The sequence below is a fragment of the Candidatus Palauibacter polyketidifaciens genome (assembly GCF_947581785.1).
Taxonomy (GTDB): Bacteria; Gemmatimonadota; Gemmatimonadetes; order Palauibacterales; family Palauibacteraceae; genus Palauibacter; species Palauibacter polyketidifaciens.
This window is the reverse complement of the sequence record NZ_CANPVO010000023.1, coordinates 15,867-36,064: the sequence shown is the minus strand read 5'-3', so window position 1 is coordinate 36,064 and position 20,198 is coordinate 15,867. Positions and strand designations below refer to the sequence as shown.

Below are 20,198 nucleotides of genomic sequence, written 5' to 3'. Positions count from 1 at the left end.
CCCCAACCTGAATTCCGAAGCCGGGCCGGAGCAAGTATAGGTTATGTGCCGCCGCTGTCCGTCGTGGTGGCCTCCTCCTCCGACGCCTCGTCGTCCTCCGGAGGCCGGGGTCGGTTAATGCGCAGCGACACGCCGCCGAAGAAGGAGGAGCCGGAGCGCTTCACTTCGTGCTCTCCCTCGTACAGGTAATCGAGCAGCGCCTCGTTCCACGAGAGTCCGGCTTTGGCCACCAGCTCCATCCACGGGCCGTACGCCGTCTCGTCCGGGGCTTCCGTCGTGCCGGACCAGATCGTGATGCGGGGGTCGTATCCGAACCGCGACTCGCCGCTCGATCCCCGCAACGGCATCTCGATGAGCACGCTGTCGGACATCGGGAGCCGGAACACATCCGGATCGTAGGCGGCTCCGTAGCGGCGGTAGCGCGCATAGTTGCGCTGGTTCATCTCGAACACGTCGCGGTTCGAGTTGATCCCGCGCGTGATGTAGTCGCGGATCTCGAACGCCGCGTCGCGGTGCCGGGGGTATTCGGGACTGTCGACGTAGCCGAACCCCGGCATGAACCAGCCCTTGTTCAGACCCCAGTTGCGCTCCGTCACGCGCCCCCGCCGCACGAGACCCGAGTATTCGCTGAACAGCTGCACGACCTGGTGAGAGGGGTACCCGTGCGGGTTCAGGAAGATGTCGGGCAGCCAGCGGCCCCACAGCCGGTTTCTGACGGGCGCCTCCGGGTAGATGGGGTGATCGTCGCGCGACCCCGTCATCACGTCGATTCCCAGCGACGCCAGGTAGCCGGCGTGCAGGATGAAGTCCGGCGTGATCCGGTACAGGTCGTAGGCGAGCTGGGCGCCGTCGGGGTTCGTGAACGGGTGGATGATGACGTTCACGTCGTTCAGTTTCGCGCGCTGCGCGGGATCCGTGAGGAGGAGTTCCGCGTGCCGCAGGACGTGGCTGGTCGAGGAGACCTCGTTCGCGTGCTGCCGCGCGGAGTGCATGAGCGTGGGCTTGAAGGTCGTCGCCTTCACGCGCGACCAGTGCGAGGCCGCGATCGGGGGCATGAGATCCGCCGCCCAGATGTCCCGGCCGAGGTAGGACTCGCCGACCTTGTACATCGTCACTTCCTCGAAGGCCTCGGCCATCATGGCCAGGATCCCGTGACCCTCGGGGGGTGGCATCGGCGTCTCCCACTGGACGAGCCGTTCGCCGCCGTAGCTCCAGCCTTCGGGCAGGAGGCTGCGCCAGTCGGGTAGCGCCGGCGGTGTCCCGTTCGCCGCGAGTCGGGCGGCGCGGCGGGACTCCGGATCCTGCTCGTGCGTCCATTCGGCCCAGACCTCGAGCGAACCGAGCCCGGCCCAGGCCAGCGCGGAGGCGTAGAGGCCGCCCGCGCGCAGCGCCTCGATCTCGCGCACGGTGGCTTCGACCTGCTCGGCGGAGACCATGCTCCGGTCGACCTGCCGCGGCGATGCGTAGTTCAGGAGGCTGTCGCGCATGTCGGCGTCCGTGTCGACGCGGACGCGGAGCCCGAGGTGCGCGATCCCCGGCTCGCCGGCGCGGACGATGGCCAGCCTCGCGGACGGGCGCTCGAGGCCGGTCTTCGGGATGTCGAGCCGCATCGTGTCCGCCGCGCCCGCCGCATCCTCGAAGGCGACGACCACCGCGGGCCGGGAGGTGGCGAAACCCGTGAAGCTCACCCGGAGTTCCGCCGGCCGGCCGTCGCCGCGCGGTCGCATCACCGGGAGGATGCGGCCGGGGAAGGTCAGCCCCTGCCCGCGCGAGTTTCGGCCGATGAGATCGAAGAACTCGATCGTGCCGAAGTAGATCTCCTCGTGGAGGGCGTCCATCGGCGCGTGGATCTCGTTGTCGACTTCGAGCCGGTAGTTGGGCTCGCTCATCTCGAGTTCGACGGTCAGTTCGCCGAAGTAGGGCGCGTCCGCGTTGCCGCCCTCGGGGATCCCGTCGTGCCGGTCCATCACGTAGTCGTAGATGGCCGGGAGCACGACGCTCTGGTAGTGGTCCCAGAAGGCCTCGGGGTCGGTAACGATGCGTTCGTCGACGAGCGTGCGGTCCCCCGCCGCGGCGTGGATCCACCCCGTCGTGACGCGGACGTGCTCGTAGTCCCGGAAGCGGTCGAAGTAGGGACGCATCACCCGGTGCGGCTCGAAGTCGTCCGACAGGATCTCGGCGCCGCCCGCGTCCGTGACCGTCACCTCGTAGGTCGGTCCATCGGTCGTCTGCTCGAAGCGGATCCGCTCCAGCGCGAGGCCGAGTTCGCGGGCGAAGACCTCATCGATGGGGAAGATCTCATGCAGCCAGCGGACGGGCGTGTGGATCGCCTGCTGCGGCCACTCCTCCGGCGGGTCGTTGCGGCGGAAGCGGATGACGATCTCGCCGATGTCGCGTCCCTCCAGTTGCGGAAGCACGACCTCCTCGAGCCACGAGTACCCCTGCTTGAAGGCGGAGAGGACGCGGACCTCAACCGCGTCGGCCGGAGCCCCCGCCTCGATGAGGGCGTCCCGGGCCTCCTCCTCCAGTTGCCGGCGGATTTCCGGCGGCTCGCTCAGGCGGGCTTCCACCCGAATGGGCCCGCCCGAGCCGGCGGATCCGGCCGCCGGGAGGACCTGGGTGCGGAACAATTCCCGGAAGCGGTCGACTTCCGACGGCAGCGCGAGCGTGTCGGCGAAGATCGTGGCCGCCCGCTGGACGTCGCGATCGTCGACCGTGACGTCGACGGCGGCGGCATCGGGGAGGCCCAGCGCTTCCGCCGCCCGGGCCCGCACGTACGCCCCAAGGCCGGGGTCCGCCTTCTCGACGGAGAGCAGCACGTCCGCGCGGGCGATCTGCCGGTCCGCGAGCTTGCCGGCGATGCGGCCGAGCTTGTAGAGGCCGGTCGCCGCCTGGCCCACGGGCGAGTGGCCGGACAGCGCATCCCACAGGCCGCGCTCGACGTCGTTGACGGTGGGGCGGTCGTCCCCGCGCTCCGCGAGGTGCGGGAACGTCCGGGCCAGCTGATCGAGCGCGCGCTCGGCCCCGGCCGCGTCCGCGCCGGAGACGACGAGGGCCGGTTTGGACCCGAAGGCCGCCGGCACCACCTCGATGAGCCCCTCGCCGGGGGCGAGCGACCCCGCGTCGATCTTTGCGCTGTCGGCAAGCTGCCGGGTCAGGGCGTTGTCCACACCGGTGAGGACGAGCGTGGGCCGGGCGGCGGCCCCCTCGATCGACGAGGCCGGAACGACGAGCGGCACCGTGATCCCGGTCGATTCGAGTCCGAGCCTCCCCGCCAGGTCGGGCAGGCCATCGATGCCTCCCTCGCCGGGCGCGAGCATCGCGTCCACGCGGTTCGGAAGCACCCCTCCGCCAAGCAGCCCGTCGGACGTGTAGAGGTTGGAGAGGTCCATGTCGTTCTTGCCGCCGCTGCCCGGCCGGCCCGCGATCGGCCCCGGCGCATCCGGAGCCGCGCGCCCGGCGATCCGGATCGTGGGGCCGCCCGCCAGCCGCACCTCCACCGACTCGAGTCCCGCGTAAGCCAGGCGCGTCGGGGGCGCCTCCGCGTCGGTCGACTCGTCGCCGGGCTCGGCCTCCGTCCCTTCCGGCTCGCCGGGGTCGGCGTCCGCGTCGCCCGTGGCGAGTCCGCGGAGGAGTTCTGCGGCGGCGCTCAGATTCGCTTCATCCACCTCGATCTCGGCGATCACGCGTCCCACGCCCGCCTGTCCCGCCCTGACCCTCGCCTGGGTCAGACGCACGGTAGCGTCCGCCACGCCCCCGGCCTCCAGCGTCTCGGCGAGATCGTCCCGGACGCGGCTCAACTCCGCCGTCGACAGCGTTCGCGTATGCGGCAGGACTCCGGCGAACAGGCGCGCCGCGGCCTGCAGCCCTTCGTCGTCCCCGCCGACCACGAGGATCCACGTGCGCCCGTCCTCCTCGCGCACCGCCACGGCTCCTTCCCCCGAATCGAGGGAGGCGGGGTCGATGCCCGGCGAACGCAGGCCGGCGGCTTCGAGTCCGCTCCGTCCCACGACGATCCCGACCTGCCCGCCCTCCGGGTTCCGGGACAGCGGCAGGTCCATCGCCATCGTCTCGAACCCCAGCCGCGCGGCGATCTCGGCCGCCGCCGCGAGGACGTCCGGTGAGGGATCTTCCCCGAGCACGAGCGCCGCGTTCACGAGATCGGGCACGCTGTCGCCGTTCGCGTCGAGCACGAGCGTCCCCAACTCGAACAGCGTGGCGAGATCCGGCGTCTGCTGGGCGGCGAGCCCGCGGGAGCCCGGAGCCGCGGCGAACACGACCGCCAACGCAAGAGCGACGGACACGGCTCTCGCCGCCGCCGCAGGGTCTTGCCGCAGGCCGCCGAACGACCGCGTGCGGGGCTTCATCATGTCCCGTCCTTCCGTGATTCGACCTTCACGTCGTTCGCCAGCACGCCGACGCCCTCCACCTCCACCTCCACCCGGTCGCCGGGAGAAAGCGCCGAAGTCTTCCCGGGGGTTCCCGTATAGATCACGTCGCCGGGAAGCAGCGTGAAGTAGCGGCTCGCGTAGGCGATGATCTCGGGGATGGAGAAGATGAGATCAGAGGTGCGCGCGTCCTGCACGACCTCGCCGTTGAGGCGCGTGCGCAGGCGCAGATCATCCCACGCCGTGCCGGTCACGATCCGTGGCCCGAGCGGCCCGAACGAGTCGCTGCCCTTTGCCCTGAGCCATTGCAGGTCGTCGCGCTGCCAGGTGCGCTCGCTCACGTCGTTGCCCGCGGTCACGCCGAAGACGTGGTCGTCGGCTTCTTCGGGACCGATGTGACGCGTCACCTGGCCGATCACGACGACGACTTCTCCTTCCGCGTGGACGACTTCCGCGTCCGGGGGAATCTCGATCGCGGCGCCCGGCCCGACGATCGAACTCGGCAGCTTGGCGAACAGGGGGGGTTCCGTGGGCTGCGGGCGAGTCCCGATCGGACTGTTGTCGAGGTGGCTCCGGTAGTTCAAGCCCACCGCGATGACCTTCGACGGCGTCGCCGGCGCAAGGAGATGAAGCTCATCGAGCGGCATCCGCTTCCCGTTGCGGACCTCCCCGCCGAAAGGAGGCGCCGCCAGTTCTTCCACCATGCTGCCCTCGATGATGCCGTCCGCGAGGACCTCATCCTCCACGACCCCCCAGCGGGCGCCGCCGTCCCCGGCGGTTGCGGCGTCCATGTGGCCCGTGGCGTCCGGCGCGAGATAGCGGATGTACGCGGTCACGATCCCGGCCCGATCGCCCCGGTCCGGATCACGATCAGCCTTCTCCGGTGGGAATGTGCTCCGCGAGTTCGACCTCGAACACGAGCGGCGAGTACGCCGGAATCGCGGGTGGCCGTCCCTCGGTTCCATAGGCGAGATCGTACGGCAGCACGAGCTTGCGGCGCTCGCCCAGGCGCATGCCGGTGACCCCCTCCACCCAGCCGTCGATGAGGGCGGTCGAACCGAGAATCATTTCGAGCGGCTCGGGCGGGTCGTGGTCGTGGCTCGAATCCACCTTGCTCCCGTTCGGCAGCCAGACCGTGTAGTGCACATGCATCTCGTCGCCGTAGCCGGCCGGCGGCCCGCTCCCCCCCTGCAACACCTGAATGAAGAGGCCGCTCTCCGTCTCCTCCATCGCATCGAGGTCGACGGCGAGTTCGTCGACGAAGGCGATTCCCCGGAGATCCGTGATCACGCCCTCGGGCGAGCCGGCCATCTCGGGCGAGTCGGTCGTCTCGGCCGTCGCCGCGGCCTCCTCTGCGCCCTCGCCGCCGTCCGCCGCTTCCTCCCCCGCGTCACCCGCGCATGCGATGGCGAGCAGCGCGAGCAGCAAGGTCGCCGTGGCCCGAAACCTGTTCGATATCCTGTCACGCCGCATGGAAAGCCTCCGAGTGTGGAAAGTGGCGAATCGCCCGAATGTAGCGGCGTTTCAACGCGGGTTGCTAGTATCAGGCATGAAGACTCCAAGGATGTTCCGACCGGCGTTGCGGCCGGCTCGCCGACCCGCTTCCCGCGCGGGGTCCTGGCTCTGGCTCGTCCTGCTCGCCGCCGCCTGCGGCCCTCGTCCCCCGGCCGACGAGGACGCCTCCGGTTCGGTCGCGGAGGCCGATCTCACCCCCGCACAGGAACTCGTGGCGAGATCGGTGACCTTCCACGATCCGGACGGGATCTGGGGAAGCCGCTCACTCTCCATGTCGTGGGTCGGGACGGACGGAGAGGGCGGAGAACGCGTCGCCGTCGAGCTGGAGTTCGGCGCGGACGAGCGCGACTTTGCCCTGTCGGGCCGCTATCGCGGGTCCTCGATCGCGTACGAGACGACGGCCGATGGCTGGGCCGCGACCGTGGACGGGGTCGCACAGGCGGACCTCCCGGACGCGGACCGTGAGCGCATGCGCCTCCATCGCGAGGACGGGATGTTCTGGCGCAGCTATTACGGGTTCCTGGCGGGTCTTCCGATGAAGATCTCCGACCCCGGCTCCCACCTCGATCCCGACATCGTCGAGACCACCTTCATGGACCGGGAGGTCCACGCGGTCCGGGTCACCTACGACCCCGATACCGGCGGCGACACGTGGTACTTCTACTTCGATCCCGCGACCGCGCAACTCCTGGGCTGCCGCTTCTACCACGACGAGAGCGCGAACGATGGCGAGTACCTCACGTTCGAGGGCCTGACCGGGGACGGCGGACTGCGTCTGCCGCGACTGCGGGGATGGTACGTGAACGCTGATGGCCGCCACCTGGGGACCGATGAGGTGGGGACGATCCGGGTCGGCCCGTGATCCGATCCGGCCCATGGCCGTGGTCCGGCCCGTAGTCCCGGGCGGGATCGCGGGGCTGCGCCGGGAGGGTCGCCGGTTCGGCATCGCCGCCGCTGTCGTCATCGCTGCCCTCGCGGTAGTGCGGTGCTCGGATTCGACGCCGCCCCCGCCCCCGCCGCCCCCCATGCCGAGCGGGGATTGCGTCCTGTCCTTCGTGATCGACGGAGATTCCGTCCGCTGCGCGGATGGCCGTGAAATCCGGATTCTCTCCATCGACGCCCCGGAGATGGCGCAGGAACCGTGGGGCGCCCGCGCCCGCGAGGAACTGCTCCGGGTCGCCCCCGTGAACACGGCGCTTGGAGTCGAGTACGACGCCGTCCGGGTCGACACCTTCGACCGGGACCTCGCCTATCTCTTCCTCCCGGGCGGGGAGATGCTGAACGAACACATGGTCGCGAGCGGGTACGCGCTCGCGTTCATCATCCCGCCCAACCGCCGTCACGAAGACCGGATCCTGGCGGCGGAGGCCGCCGCGTCCGCGGCCGGAAGCGGGCTGTGGGGTGAGTGGGGCTTCACGTGCCGCCCCGCGGACTTCAGACGGGAGCGCTGCTGAAGCCGGAGGCCGACCGGAAGGTTGCCATCATGTACGTCGTACGCGGCGGAAGATGAGGGCGGCGAGGAGGCCGATGACGCCGAAGCCGGCGACGGCCGCGAAGACGTGCTGATGCCCGGGGAGGCCCGGTGAGTTGTCGAGGAGGACGCCCATCAGCGGGCCCATGAAGACGTCGGGGGTGAAGCCGAGGACGGAGACGACGCCCGCCGCGCTCCCGGTGTAGGCGAGCGGGACGGCGCCCTCGGCCAGGAGGGCGAAATAGACGCCGCGAAGCGCGTAGATGCCTACGCTGGCGGTGACGATGGTGGCGATGAGCATCCAGGCGGGTCCGGGCACGACGACCCCGGAGGCGATGAGCAGACAGCCGCCGATGAGAATCGCGAACCCCCACACGATGACGCGGGAGGCGTCGATCCGATCTCCGAGGTAGCCTGCCGCGATGGCTGCCGCGGCACGGATCCAGAAGGCGAGCGTGCCGATCCCGGAGGCCTGGACGTCGTCGAACCCGAGCGCGTCCCGCGACAGGAGCGAGAAGTCGTCCGTCGCCTTGTACCCCGTGTAGGCGCAAACGACGATGATGGCCTGAAGCCACACGGCCGGCATGCGGCAGGCGGCTTTCACTCCGCTCAGCGACAGTTTCTGCGAGCTTTCCGGGTCGCCCGCCTCCCCGCCGGGCGTGCTGTCGGGCACGAGGATCCACACGAGGACGGCGATGCCCAGCGTGATTCCGGTGAAGACCCAGATGACGCCGCGGAAGGCCGCGGCCCGCTCCTCCGGCGTGGCGGAGGAGGCTTCGCCCGGGAGGAGCGCGGCGAAGACGGCCACGGAGACCGACGCGACGAGCGCGGCGAGGAGTCCCCGACCGCCATCGAGGAGGCCGTAGGCGCGTCCCTGTTTCGTCTGCCCGCCCCACTCGCGGGTGGCCCGGATCATCGCCGCCCAGAAGAGGAGGACCGTCGTCATCCCCCAGAAGGCCCACAGGATGTTCATCGTCCGCGGTGGCGGGAAGCCGGCGAGCACGATGCCGCCGAGACCGGTGGCGAGGAGCGCCAGCGCCATCAACCGGCGGGCCGAGAACCGGTCCGCGAGCGGGCCGCCGGCGAAGTACGCGACCATCGCCACCACGCCGTACAGGGAGAAGGCGGTTCCCAGCTCCAGGTTCGTGATCCCGAACACGTCGAGCAGCGTCGGGCGGAAGACGCGTGCGAGGACGAAGGGGAGGAAGAAGACGGCCTCCCCGGCCGCGATGAGTGCGAGGAGGATCAGCCCCCTGCGCATGGGATTCCCTCCGGAGCCGACTCCGGCGGGACGGGTCAGCGGTTCGGCCAGGGGCGGCGCTCGACGCGTCCGAGAGGCGCCAGGGTGCGGGCCGGACGGTACGCCTGACGCTCCGCCATGTCGTACTGGTCGCCCGGCGCGAGGAAGTAGAACAGGCCGCCGCTGTCGAGCATGCTCTGGTTGTCGTAGATGACGACGTAGGACTCTCCGATGACCTCGAAGCGGTCGCCCTGCACGACGATGGCGGTGTTCTCGTCGATCCCGATGCCGAGGAGTTCGGGCCGGGCCTCGATGATCTCCAGCATGTCGAACTGGCGGTTTCGATACAGGAGGTGCTGGTCGATCGCCGTGTTTCGGACGAAACCGAACCCCTCCTCGTGACTCCCCATCATGATCGTGTTCGTCGCGGTGTCCCCGCGCGCCAGGTACGACCCCTGGATCGTCGCGCCGGCCGACGAGCCGCCGATCACCCCGCCGCGCTCGAGGAGCGCCCACAACTCCTCCTCGGTCCGCGTCCCCGCGTAGGAATCGACGAGGCGCCACTGGCGTCCTCCGGTGAACCAGACGCCGGTCGCCTCGCGGATGGCGGCCACGAAGGCGTCGCTGTTCGCCTCGTCGCGGTCGTTGGTGTGGCGAACCGTGAGGTGCTCGACTCCCGCCGCCTGGAAGGGTCTCACACCGCCGAACGACGGCCCGTAGGAATCGGCCCCGCCCGCCGTGGGGATGACGACGATCCGCGCGTCCGTCCCGCCGGCCAGCTGCACGAACCGGTTCGCGATCTCCTGGCTTCGCATGGCGCCGCCCACGATCACGAGCGACCCGTTCGGTGGGCCGACCTCCTGGGCTTCGACCGCGGCCGGAGCCACGAGCACGGCCCCGTACGCCGTCACCGCCACGGTCAGAAATGCACCGGCCACGCTCAACGCTCCCCGTTCTGTTCGCATCGCTCGACCTCTCGATTCGGTTGCGCCCATCGACTTCGGGCGGACGATCTCACGGTACGCGGATCGCGAAGACCCGGCGACCCCGGCGGTCCGTGGCCGCGGGCCGCCGCTTGTCGCTCGCCGCGGGCCGCGTCACGTTGCGGGGCGAACGATCCCCGGCGACCCGGAGACGCAGCTCATGTCCACACCGCCCCTTATTCTCCTTGCCTCCTCGCTCTGCCTGGCCGCGCTGGCCGGGAGTCCCTCCGGCTCCCCGCCATCCGACGCCGAGCCGCCGCCACCTCGAGCCGATGCCCTCGCGGGCGCCTGGGCCGCGAACGAATACGTCCTTTCGAGCGGCGACCGGCATCCCGTGCGCGGGCGCATCATCTTCACCAACGGCGAGTGGCAGGTCCTCTTCTTCGTCATGGATGGCGACGAGCCGAGGCGCGGGTCCGGTGAGGGCGGACGCTACACCTTCGACGGAGAGACGCTCACCTTCGAGCACCTCCACCACCTTTCCTACGGGCGCACGATGGCGGGACTTCCGGCGAGCCCGCTTGCGATGACCGCGCGGGACGGGGACGGACCGCTCGAACCGACCGGGGTCGAGATCGACGGCGACGCATTGACGCTGCGCTTTCCCAGCGGAAACTCGATGTCCTTCACGCGCAGTTCCGCGTGCTGTCCATGACTGGTGCGCGGACCGGAGACGATCGCTACGGCCTGATGGACCGGAGGGAGTGGCTCCGCCTCGGGGCGACCGGCGCCGCCGCCCTCGGCCTTCCCGCCTGCACCGCCCGGGAGGGGGACGCGTCAGCGGCGGAACTCCCGCCGCTCCGGCCCCCGGCCGGGACGGGCGACGCGGACTGGGACGACGTGCGCGCGAACTTCCTCGTCGAGCCCGGCACGGCCTACCTGAACAACGCGAGCATCGGCATGCCGCCGGGACAGGTCGTCGATGCGGTCGCCGCGGGATATCGGGCCATGGCCGAACTGCCCGCCCGGGGCCGCTCGGAGCTGAGCGCCCGGATCGCGGAACACGTCGTGCCCGGACTCGCGGAGTTGTTCTCGGTGCAGCCGGACGAACTCACGCTCACGCGAAACGCGTCGGAGGCGCTCCATCTCCAGAGCATCGGGGTCGCGCTGAGCGCCGGCGATGAGGTCCTGATCACGAGCCAGGAACATCCGGCGGGCCGTCGGCCGTGGGAGTTCCGGCGGGTGCGGGAAGACGTTCGGGTGAACGAGGTCTTCATCCCCAGTCCCCTGCCCCCGGAGGAGGAGGTCCTCTCCCGGTTCGAGGACGCGATCACGCCGCGGACGCGGGCGGTGGCCTTCTGTCACGTGACTCGCGGCGGGCACCTCTATCCGGTGGAAGCGATCTGCCGTCTCGCGCGCGAGCGGGGACTCGTGAGCCTGGTGGACGGCGCGCAGGCGGTGGGCCAGTTCCCCGTCGACCTGACCTCCCTGGGCTGCGACGCGTACAGCGTGAGCCTGCACAAGTGGATGCTGGCTCCGGCGGGGACCGGTTTCCTCTTCGTGCGGCGCGATGCGCGCGACCGCATCCGGACGGCTTTCGCGCCCGACGCCACCGCGGAGCAGCCACAGTTCGATCCCCCGGGCACCGCGGCGTTTCCGGTGCGCGCCGCGATCGGGACGGCGGTCGATTTCGTCGCGACACTCGGACTCGAGGCCGTGGAGGCCCGGTGTCGCTTTCTCTCGGATCATCTCAAGTCTCGTCTCGGCGAGATGAGCGGCGTCACGCTCCTCAGCGGCGCGCGCGATCGGAGCGCGCCCGGGTCGACGATCTTCGAGAAGGAAGATCTCGACGCGGTGGCCGCAGTGGGAGCGATCGAGGCGAGCATCTCGTCCCACATCGACGAACACCAGCGGGACGGCCACAACGCGATCCGCATCTCCACGCACATCTACAACACGACGGAGCAGGTCGACCGCTTCGTCGAAGCCCTGGCCCGCACGACGGGCTGACGGGAGGAGCCATGAAGCTTCGCACTCGAATCATCGGACTCGCGACGGCCGCGCTCGCGCTCACGGCCCTCTCGGCCTGCTTCGGCGAGGGCACGCGGATCGAACCGGCCACGGGCGGCGCGGAGGAGGCGGCAGCGGAGTCCGGGGGGGTCTACGAGGTCCGGACCTATCACTTCGACCCGGCCCGTTTCGAGGAGTACGCGGAGGTCGCGAAAGGCGAGTATATCCGCTATCTGCGCGAGCACCTGGACATCGCCGGGTTCTGGATCGACTCGGGGATCCCCGCCGAGGTGCGGGGCGCCGAGCAGGACGAACTCGGGCCGGGGAACGTCACGTGGGTCATCCGCTGGGCGTCGAAGGCGGAGCGCGACGAGAAGCTCCCCCAGGTGCTCGGCACCCCGGAATGGGGCGAGATCTTCGCCGACGTCCCGGGCGGGGGCGCGAGCTACCTGCGGATCGAGGTACGCTTCATGGAGTCGCTCGACTGACGCACGAGCGCGGGATGCCTTGACAACGATCTGACCAGTCATCAATACTGGTCAGATGGAAACGATCAACGCATCCGATTTCAAGGCCCGCTGCCTCGCCATCCTCGACCGTGTCAGCGAGACGGGGGAACGCGTCGTCATCCTCAAGCGCGGCAGGCCGGTGGCTGAACTGTGGCCACCGACCCGAGCCCGGGCCGAGCACCCGCAAATGGAACTGAAGGGAACCGTGACCGTCGTCGGCGACATCATCGGGCCGGCCGTTCCGGAAGACTACTGGGAGAGCCTCGGCCATGACGGCGCTGCTTGATACGCACGTCCTGATCTGGTGGCTGAACGACAGTTCGAGACTCTCCCCGCGGCAGCGGCGGATCGTCAGCTCCGCGCACGCGGAGTCGCCGTTGCTCGTATCGGACATCTCGCTGTGGGAAGTGGCGATGCTCCACGATCTTGGCCGGGTCAAGCTCGCCATCCCGTTGCGCGAGTGGCTGGAGAAGGCGGTGGCTCCGCCTCTCGTCAGGCGACAGGGGATCTCTCCCGCCGTTGCGGCGGAACTCTCGGCCCTTCCCGCTTCGTTCCACAGGGACCCCGCGGACCGGATCCTCGTCGCGACAGCACGAGTGTTGGGCGCCACGCTGCTAACCCACGACCGCAGGATCGTCGACGCGGACCTGGTGGAGACCGTCTCATGACTGCCGACCCGAACCTGGGGGCTGCTAGGGCACGAGGGCGGTCTCCCGCTTCCTGAGCACGAACAGCCCCTCGCGCATGCTCGACACGATGATGTTCCCGGAGGGGAAGAACGGGTAGTTGCTCCACGATCCGGCGAATCCGGGCGCGTCCGGGCTCCCCGGCACCGTGTCGAAGAAGCCGGCCGGCACCGGGTTCTCCGGGTCGGAGATGTCGAAGATCCGGAGTCCGCTCACGTAGTTCGACTGGTACATGAGGTTGTCGCGGATGTAGAGGTTGTGGTCCGACGCCGCGTTGTCCTGCACGAACTCCCTCACGAGCACCGGATCGTCCAGATCCGCCACGTCCCATACGAGCGTCCGGGTCCCCGTCACCCCGCCCGACAGCTCGTCGAGTTCGTCGTTCAGGTAGAAGTAGCGCTGGTCCTCCGACAGCCACCCCTGGTGGGAATAGGCCACGTTCGGATAGGCGGCGTTCGAGATCGGCGTCGGGTTGTCCTTGTCGGTCACATCTCCGATGCCGAGCTTCGTCGCGCTCGCGTTGAAGCACACTTCGCGGCCCGCGTAGTCGGCGTCGGGACCCTCGTACATCACGCACTGCGCGTCGTGCGTATAGCCGCCCGATCCGGCGTTCCCCGTCTCGGGGTCCGCGAAACAGCCGGCGAACGTCGGGTTCCGCGGATCGCGGATGTCCACCATGTGCAGCGCGCCGCCGCACGTTTCGCCGCCGCCGCTGCCGCCCACCACGTAGGCGAAACCCGACGCCTCGTTGATGACGACGTTGTGCGCGGAGGCGAACTCGGCGTAGTGCGCGTCCTCGTCGAAATCCACCGGGGGATTGGTCACGTCCCGCAGCCGCCTGAGGTCGAACACCTGCATCCCGTGTTCGCCCGCGTTGTCCGCCACGATGAAGGTGTGGTCCGCATACACCTTCATGTCGCGCCACAGGTTCGGCATCGCGCCCTCGGTGAGGGGAAGGTTCCCGAGATAGACGGGATTCCCGGCGTCGGTCACGTCGATGAAGGAGGTCCCGTCGAACCGCCCGAGGATCGCGTACTCGCGGCCCGTCTGCGGATCCACCCAGCCCCAGATGTCGCTGACCATGATCCCGCGTCCGCCCCCGACTTCCCGCGCCGGGAGGAAGGAGACGAGGTCCACCTCGGAGCAGTCGAAGCCGGCGACCGTCCCGTCGTCCGAGCATCGCATCTCTTCGCCCCTGACGGCGGCCAGGCCCAGTTCGGTCTCGTGGATGGGAGCGGCCTCGCTCCACGCGCCGCCCGCGTCGCGCTCGAACACGAAGCCGATGCCCTCGAAGAACTCGGAGCCGGGCGCCCCGACCACAGCGAAGCCGTCGCCTCCTGCCACGGAGTTGCCCATGAAGCCCATGAGCCCCCGGGTTTCGCCCCGCAGCAGGGTCTCTTCACTCCACTCGCCGTCGTCCCCCGCTCCGAGGACGTGCGCCGCGCCCGCGAAGGCGTTCGTGCCCGGCGCCCCGACCACGAGTCGCCCGCCCGCCCCGGCGAGGGCGTAGCCGAAGAAGGCCGCCGGAGACGGCGACGCAGCCGCGATCGACCCCGTTTGCGACCACGTCCCATCGTCGCCCGCCGCGAACCGGAAGACGGAGCCCTGCGCCTGGTTGGCGAGCGGAGAGCCGAGGTATGCGTCTCCCTCCATGAGCACCGCGGACAGGCCGGCCACCATGCCGCCGGCCGGGGTCAACCGGGCGACCTCATCCCATTCGGTGCCGCTGCGGCGGAACAGGTAGCCGGTCCCGGCCTGCGGTGGCGCGGGCGGTGTGAACTGGCTGAGCGCGAACGGCCCGGGCGCGCCCACGAGGGCCAGGTCGCCCTCGACGCTGACGGCCGCCCCGAAACGGGCGTCCGCCGGGGCGTCGGACCCGGTCAGTTCAACGGACGTCAGCCCCATGTCGGACTGCACGTAGGCGAACACCGAACCGCTGGCGCCGCGCCCCGGAGCGCCGATCACCCCGAACTGACCCCCGGCCCCCACGGCGATCGAGGAACCGAAGACGTCTCCCGGCATTGCGTCCGGCGCCTCCAGCCGCTCCCGGGAACTCCACATGGTGCCTTCACGGACAAAGACGTACGCGGCGCCCCGGCTCTCGTTCTCCCTCGGGGCGCCGACCACGAGGATGTCGCCCTCGACCGCCAGCGCCTCCCCGAAACCGTCTCCGTACACTCCGCTCGGGGCCGGTATCGTGGCGACCTCCACCCAGCCCTCCTCGCCGCGCCGGAATATGTGCACGCTGCCGGGTTCGGAACCCGGCATGGGGAACGCCGCGAACTCGCCCGGCCGCGAGACGAAGATCTCGTCGCCGGAAACGGCCGCGGCCGCTCCGAAGCCGATGACCGGTGCCCCGGCGGCATGGTTCAGGCCGCCGGCATGAGTCTGCGCGGCCGCCGGCGCCGCCGCAGCGAAGGGAACGAGGGAAACGAGAAGAGCGAGATGACGTGGTCGCATGGTACTGACTCCAGGGGTTGCGGAGGGTCGAGCGGCGGAACCTATCCCCGCCGACCGTGCTAGCGGAAGCGGATGCCGATGCCGAACTGGGCCTGCCACTGCGAAGCGCCGATCTGCGGCAGGTAGGGCACCGAGGCGCGCACGCCGCCCGTGTCGCTCGTCTGGAGCGGTCCGGCGTAGCGGGCGCGGAGCGGGTCGTCCGGTTCGGGCAGCATGTTCTGAAGGTCGAAGTCGTCTTCGATCCGGTCTTCGACGGTCAGCAACTGCACGACGGGGTTCACGGTCTGGACTTGTCCCCAATCGCGATTCACCAGGTTGAGGACGTTGAGCACGTCGAGCGTCACGGTGACCTCCGCGCCGCCCAGCTGGATGGGCTGGCTGAAGCGGAAATCCAGTTGGTGCGACCACGGCGTCCGGCAGGCGTTCCGGTGCAGAATCCGCAGCCGGTTCGCCTGCAGACAGGGTTCCTGCGCGACGAGTTGCTCGAAGAGGATGCCGCTGACCGGGGTCCGTCCCCCTCCGGGGAAGTCGAACGCCGCGCCGGTCACGAAGATGAGGTCGTTCGCGAGGTCGAGCGCCCGGCCGTACCCGGGATAGGCGTCCCCGTTGATGTCGTCCGCATACACGTACGAGTAGGGCCGCCCCGACTGTCCCACGTAGAGCACGGACAGGCGGCCGCCCCCCATGAGTTCCGGCAGGGCGGCCGTCGCGCTCGCCACGAGGCGGTGCGGCCGGTCGAAGAGAGAGGCCTGCCGCTGGGGATCGTTCGGATCGCCCTCGACCGCGGTGTAGCCGAAGTTCGCGATCGCATCGAGCGAAGAAAGACTGCGCACGTCGGCGGAACGGTTGAAGGCGTAGCCCACGTCGACGGAAAGCCGATTGCCGAACTGTTTCCGGAGCCGCGCGCTCAGGGCGTACGAGAAGTTCAGGGGCCGGTCGCCGATCTTGATGACCTGTCCGAAGCCCGGATCGACGCGTCGGGGGAGAAAGATCGGCTCCCGCTCGCCCGGCGGCTCGCCCGGCGGTGGATCGACGAACTGGCTCCCGGCGCCGGGGTCGGCGAAGGTCTCTCGGGTCCCGAAGCCGAAGCCGTAGGTGAACCCGTTCGCCTCCGTGCGGTCAGCCGCGGGGAGGGCGGGGCCGATGTTCAGATCCTGGAACGCGATCTGGTTCACGGAGCGGGTGTAGATCCCCTCGAGCGAGAGGACGAATCCCCCCGGCAGGCGCTGGTCGACGGCGAGCGAGGCCTTGAAGTCGCGCGGAAAGCGGAAATCCGGGTCGAACAGCGTGACGATGGGGACCGCGGACTCGCCGCCCGTGCCGTCCACGCAGAGGGTCGGGGGAGGCGCGAGAGGATCGAACGCGGGGACGATCTCGGGATCGGGAACGCCGAGATTCCGCCGCCGGCAGGTCACGAAAACCGACGAGAGCCCTGTGTTCTGATAGGCGTTCGCGAGCCACGCGAAGGGTGGCCGGCCGGTGAACAGCCCCATCCCGCCGCGGATCTGCGTCGTGCGGTCCCCGCCGAGACCGAGGTTGAAGCCCGCCCGCGGGGAGAAGAGGACCGTGCCGCCCGGCAGGTCGCTCGTGCTGAAGCCGAACGACCGCTCCACGTCCGGGTTGTGCGCCGGCGCGTCGGGCATCAGCGGCACGTCCATCCGCAGGCCGACCCGAACGTTCAGCCGCTCCCCGATCCGGGCCTCCTCCTGCACGAAGGCCGACAACTGGTGCACGTCGAAGTCCGAGGTGCCGGCGTCCTCCGAGAGCGGCACGTGGACGACGTATTCCTCCGGGGCGTTCGCCTCGAGGTCCGCCAGCGACCGGAAGTAGTAGCTGCCGAGGCTGCCCGGCAGATACTCGCGTCGGATCGAAAAGCGCTCGAACCCGGCCCCCAGCGTGAGATGGTGGTCACCGAGCGAGAAGGTGAGCGCGTTCGTGACCTGCAGGATGTTCTGGTCGAGTTCCCCGTCCGGCCCGGAGTAGTTGGACCCGAGGCGCAACTCGCGCCGGAACCCCGCCCCCGGCACGCCCGCCTGGAGGCCGACCTCGACGCGGGGATAGAGGGAGTTCGCGGTTTCCCGGTCGCGCAGGAACTGCACGTTCACCATGAGGTCGTTCGAGAGCCGTGGACTCAGCGTCGCGAGCCACTGCGCTCCGAACGACTGGTTCCGGGACTCGATCTCCCGTCCCGTGGACGACATCTCGTAGGCGTCGCCGGGAAGTCGGTTCGTCGCCGGGTCGTCGGCGGCGTAGGCGAGGTTGTAGCGGAACATGAGGGAGTGGTCCGCGTTGGGGCGGGCGTCCACGCGCGCGAACAGGTTGGCGAGGTTGTTCTCGAGCGTGTAGAGGCCGGCCTCGCCCGCTTCCGCGCCGTAGCCCCGGAGGATCCCGGATACGCGGTTGACCGAGTCGGGGTCCAGCTTCGTGCGCACGAGGTCATCGATGCCGACCGTGAAGCCATCGGGCGGTCGCGTCCTGCTCTCAAGTTCGCCCGCGACGAAGAAGTGCAGGCGGTCGCGCAGGATCGGCCCGCCGAGATCGAAGCCCGCAAAGGCGTTCTCCAGATCGCCGGGCGCGCGCGGGATCCCGCCGATAACCGCGTCGCCGACGAGCGCGTCGTTGCGGAAGAAGCCGAACGCCGAGCCGCGGAAGTCGTTGCTTCCCGTGCGCGTGACCGCGTTGAGAACGCCCCCGGTGAACCCGGACTGGCGCACGTCGTAGGGCGCGGTGAGGACCTGCAGTTCCTCGATCGCCGCGAGCGGAATGACGCGCCCCCTGGCCTGTCCGCCGGCCACCCCCGTCGGCGAGAGGCCGAAGACGTCCTGGTTGAGGGCGCCGTCCACCTGGATGTTGTTGAAGCGGATGTTCGATCCGGCCACGGAGGTCCCCATCTCGTCCACCGCCACGAGCGGAGAGAGTCGGGCGAATCCCGTGAAGTCCCTGGAGATCGTGGGGAGCGTCTCGAGCGTCTCCCGGTCGACGACCGTCGTCGAGCCCATGCGGGTGGGGTCGAACTCGGGATCCGTCTCGACGCGAACGGAGAGTTCGGGCAGGGGGACCGCCGTCTCGGAGAGTTGAACCTCGAGCCGCAGCCGCTGTCCGGCGATGAGCGTCAGACCCTCCCGCGTCGCCGGGTTGAGCCCGATGCGCGCGACCTCCAGCGTGTAGGGCCCGCCGGGCCGCAGATTGGCGAGGCTGAAACGGCCCAGGTTGTCGCTCAGGACCGTGTGGGTGGCGCCGGTCTCGGTGTGGCGGAACTCGACCCGGGCTCCGGCCACGGGGGCTCCGTCGGCGTCGATCACGCGCCCGGCCACGCCCGCGGTCGTCACCCCCTGGGCGGAGACGATGGACGGGTGGCCCGCGAGCCCCGCGAGAAGGCCGATCAACGCAACGCCGACAAGGCGACTCAAGGCGATTCTCCTCATGCTGAGGGCATGTCCGGCGCAACGGCCCGCCGGCACGATTCCCGCGAGGTCCATCGTGAGCATCTCCGAAGATCCTAAGAGATAACGCGCGGAGGGCGGATGGTGTATCGGTGGGCTACCCGCGCCGGCCGACCGCCGTGTATTGTCGGAGCCGTGAGTACCAAGAGCCGCACGCTGAGGTTTCGCGCCATCCTGGGCCCCGGAGGGCTCGAGCGGGACCGGTCGATCGACGTCGCTCCCGACGGCACGATCCTGGCGGTTCGGTCCGTCCGGCCCGGCGGCGCCCCCTGGGACGGAGGCCTCGCGGTCCCCGGCATGCCGAACGCGCACTCGCACATCTTCCAGTGCGCCCTGGCCGGCTTCGGCGAAGAGGCTCGGGGGGACGATTCCTTCTGGAGTTGGCGCCGGGCCATGTACCGGCTGGCCGGCTCCATCACCCCGGAGCAACTGTTCGCCGTCGCCCGGCACGGGTACGCCCGCATGCTGCGCGCGGGCTTCCCCCACGTGGTGGAGTTCCACTACCTGCATCACGGCCCGGACGGCGCGCGTGGACCCGAGACGACGCAAGCCGTGCTCGCGGCGGCCGCGGACGTGGGCCTTCCCATCAGTCTGCTGCCCGTCTACTACCGGACCGCCGGCTTCGACGGAGCCGCGCCTCACGCGGGACAGCGGCGCTTCGCGCACGGCTCGGTGGACGAATTCATGGCCACAGTCGAGGAGTTGGGCCCGGCGGTCGTCGGTGTGGCGCCGCACTCCCTCCGGGCGGTGCCCACGGCCGACCTGACGGAACTCGTGACGGCGGTGGACGCGACGCTGGGCCGCGAGGCGCCGCTGCACATCCACATCAGCGAGCAGGAACTCGAGGTCGAGGAATGCCTCGCGGCGCACGGCCGCGCGCCGGTCGATCTCCTCGCGGACACGGTCGAGCTGGGTCCGCGCTGGAGTCTCGTCCACGCGACGCACGCCACGGAGGCGGAGCGCGCCCGGCTACGGAGCGCGGGGGCGAGGGTCGTCCTGTGTCCGATCACGGAAGCCCACCTGGGGGACGGGATCTTCCCCGCCCGCGAGCACTTTCTCGCCGGTGGCGCGGCTGCGGCGGGCTCCGACGCGAACGTCCGCATCTCCGCGATCGAGGAGGCGCGGCAACTCGAATACGGGCAGCGCCTGCGGGATCGGCGACGGGCCCGCCTGGCCACCGAAGCGGGCACGGGCTCCGTCATCTGGTCGTGGCTCGCGGAGGGCGGAGGCGAGGCCGCGGCGCCCCCCGCCGACCCGGCGGCCGGCAATGGCGCATCGCGCCGCCTTGGGCGAATCGCACCCGGCTACCGAGCCGACCTCGTCGTCCTGGATCGCGAAGGCCCCCACACGCTGGGACACGACTGGGAGACCCTCATGGACGCGTGGCTCGTGGGCGGCGACGAGCGCGACATCGAGGCCGTGTACGTCGGAGGGGAACGGCGCGTCGAGCGCGGATCGGTCGCTGGCGAGGCCGAGATCCGGTCCGCCTTCGGGAAGGTGATGCGGGAGATCCGGCCGGTCATCTGACCCCGGCGTCGCGCCGGAGCCGCCCG

The 20,198-nt window shown here is 70.2% G+C and carries 15 protein-coding genes; 8 read left to right on the top strand and 7 right to left on the bottom strand.

The features are described 5' to 3' along the window. Positions 1-41: 41 nt before the first annotated feature. Genes RN729_RS07370 through RN729_RS07360 form a run of 3 tightly spaced genes read right to left on the bottom strand, consistent with a single transcriptional unit; the run spans position 42 to position 5,861 of the window. On the bottom strand, positions 42-4,370 hold the full coding sequence (locus RN729_RS07370) for a M14 family zinc carboxypeptidase (RefSeq protein WP_310783226.1): 4,329 nt from the start codon (positions 4,368-4,370) through the stop codon (positions 42-44). Beyond that, positions 4,367-5,224 (bottom strand): fumarylacetoacetate hydrolase family protein, encoded by an 858-nt coding sequence (locus RN729_RS07365; RefSeq protein WP_310783222.1) that lies wholly within the window; start codon positions 5,222-5,224, stop codon positions 4,367-4,369. Before RN729_RS07365 ends, RN729_RS07370 begins: the two co-directional genes overlap by 4 nt. A gap of 34 nt (positions 5,225-5,258) precedes the next feature. Next, positions 5,259-5,861 (bottom strand): FKBP-type peptidyl-prolyl cis-trans isomerase, encoded by a 603-nt coding sequence (locus RN729_RS07360; protein ID WP_310783220.1) that lies wholly within the window; start codon positions 5,859-5,861, stop codon positions 5,259-5,261. Between the two features lie 91 nt (positions 5,862-5,952). Between RN729_RS07360 and RN729_RS07355 the strand changes: the two genes are divergently transcribed. Then, positions 5,953-6,765 (top strand): DUF6503 family protein, encoded by an 813-nt coding sequence (locus RN729_RS07355; protein WP_310783218.1) that lies wholly within the window; start codon positions 5,953-5,955, stop codon positions 6,763-6,765. Between the two features lie 13 nt (positions 6,766-6,778). After that, entirely contained in the window at positions 6,779-7,357 is a 579-nt protein-coding gene (locus tag RN729_RS07350; RefSeq protein WP_310783216.1) for a thermonuclease family protein, read from the top strand. Positions 7,358-7,384: 27 nt separating this feature from the next. Here RN729_RS07350 and RN729_RS07345 read toward each other — a convergent pair whose 3' ends face one another. Next, the gene (locus RN729_RS07345) at positions 7,385-8,635 is read right to left on the bottom strand and encodes an MFS transporter (protein WP_310783214.1); all 1,251 of its coding nucleotides are present in this window, start codon (positions 8,633-8,635) and stop codon (positions 7,385-7,387) included. Positions 8,636-8,670: 35 nt separating this feature from the next. Then, positions 8,671-9,579, bottom strand: a complete 909-nt coding sequence (locus RN729_RS07340; protein ID WP_310783212.1) for a cyanophycinase — start codon at positions 9,577-9,579, stop codon at positions 8,671-8,673. A gap of 178 nt (positions 9,580-9,757) precedes the next feature. Between RN729_RS07340 and RN729_RS07335 the strand changes: the two genes are divergently transcribed. The 5 genes from RN729_RS07335 to RN729_RS07315 are packed head-to-tail and all read left to right on the top strand — an operon-like array spanning position 9,758 to position 12,724. Next, positions 9,758-10,252: a hypothetical protein gene (locus RN729_RS07335; RefSeq protein ID WP_310783210.1), complete on the top strand. Its 495-nt coding sequence runs from the start codon at positions 9,758-9,760 to the stop codon at positions 10,250-10,252. Continuing rightward, positions 10,249-11,547 (top strand): aminotransferase class V-fold PLP-dependent enzyme, encoded by a 1,299-nt coding sequence (locus RN729_RS07330; protein ID WP_310783359.1) that lies wholly within the window; start codon positions 10,249-10,251, stop codon positions 11,545-11,547. The genes RN729_RS07335 and RN729_RS07330 overlap by 4 nt, the downstream gene beginning before the upstream one ends. Before the next feature lie 11 nt (positions 11,548-11,558). After that, complete coding sequence (locus tag RN729_RS07325) at positions 11,559-12,035, top strand: hypothetical protein (protein ID WP_310783208.1); 477 nt, start codon at positions 11,559-11,561, stop codon at positions 12,033-12,035. 55 nt (positions 12,036-12,090) lie between these two features. Next, on the top strand, positions 12,091-12,342 hold the full coding sequence (locus tag RN729_RS07320) for a type II toxin-antitoxin system prevent-host-death family antitoxin (RefSeq protein WP_310783206.1): 252 nt from the start codon (positions 12,091-12,093) through the stop codon (positions 12,340-12,342). Then, positions 12,326-12,724, top strand: a complete 399-nt coding sequence (locus RN729_RS07315; protein ID WP_310783204.1) for a type II toxin-antitoxin system VapC family toxin — start codon at positions 12,326-12,328, stop codon at positions 12,722-12,724. The genes RN729_RS07320 and RN729_RS07315 overlap by 17 nt, the downstream gene beginning before the upstream one ends. 24 nt (positions 12,725-12,748) lie before the next feature. Here the strand turns inward: RN729_RS07315 and RN729_RS07310 are convergent, their stop codons facing one another. Continuing rightward, positions 12,749-15,202 carry a choice-of-anchor B family protein gene (locus tag RN729_RS07310; RefSeq protein ID WP_310783202.1) on the bottom strand — a complete coding sequence of 818 codons (2,454 nt, stop codon included), beginning with the start codon at positions 15,200-15,202 and terminating at the stop codon, positions 12,749-12,751. A 59-nt stretch (positions 15,203-15,261) separates the two neighbouring features. Beyond that, positions 15,262-18,612, bottom strand: coding sequence for a carboxypeptidase regulatory-like domain-containing protein (locus RN729_RS07305; RefSeq protein WP_310783200.1), 3,351 nt, complete (start codon positions 18,610-18,612; stop codon positions 15,262-15,264). Between the two features lie 168 nt (positions 18,613-18,780). Here RN729_RS07305 and hutF point away from each other — a divergent pair, with 168 nt between their 5' ends. After that, on the top strand, positions 18,781-20,172 hold the full coding sequence (hutF, locus tag RN729_RS07300; protein ID WP_310783198.1) for a formimidoylglutamate deiminase: 1,392 nt from the start codon (positions 18,781-18,783) through the stop codon (positions 20,170-20,172). The last annotated feature ends 26 nt before the right edge of the window (positions 20,173-20,198 follow it).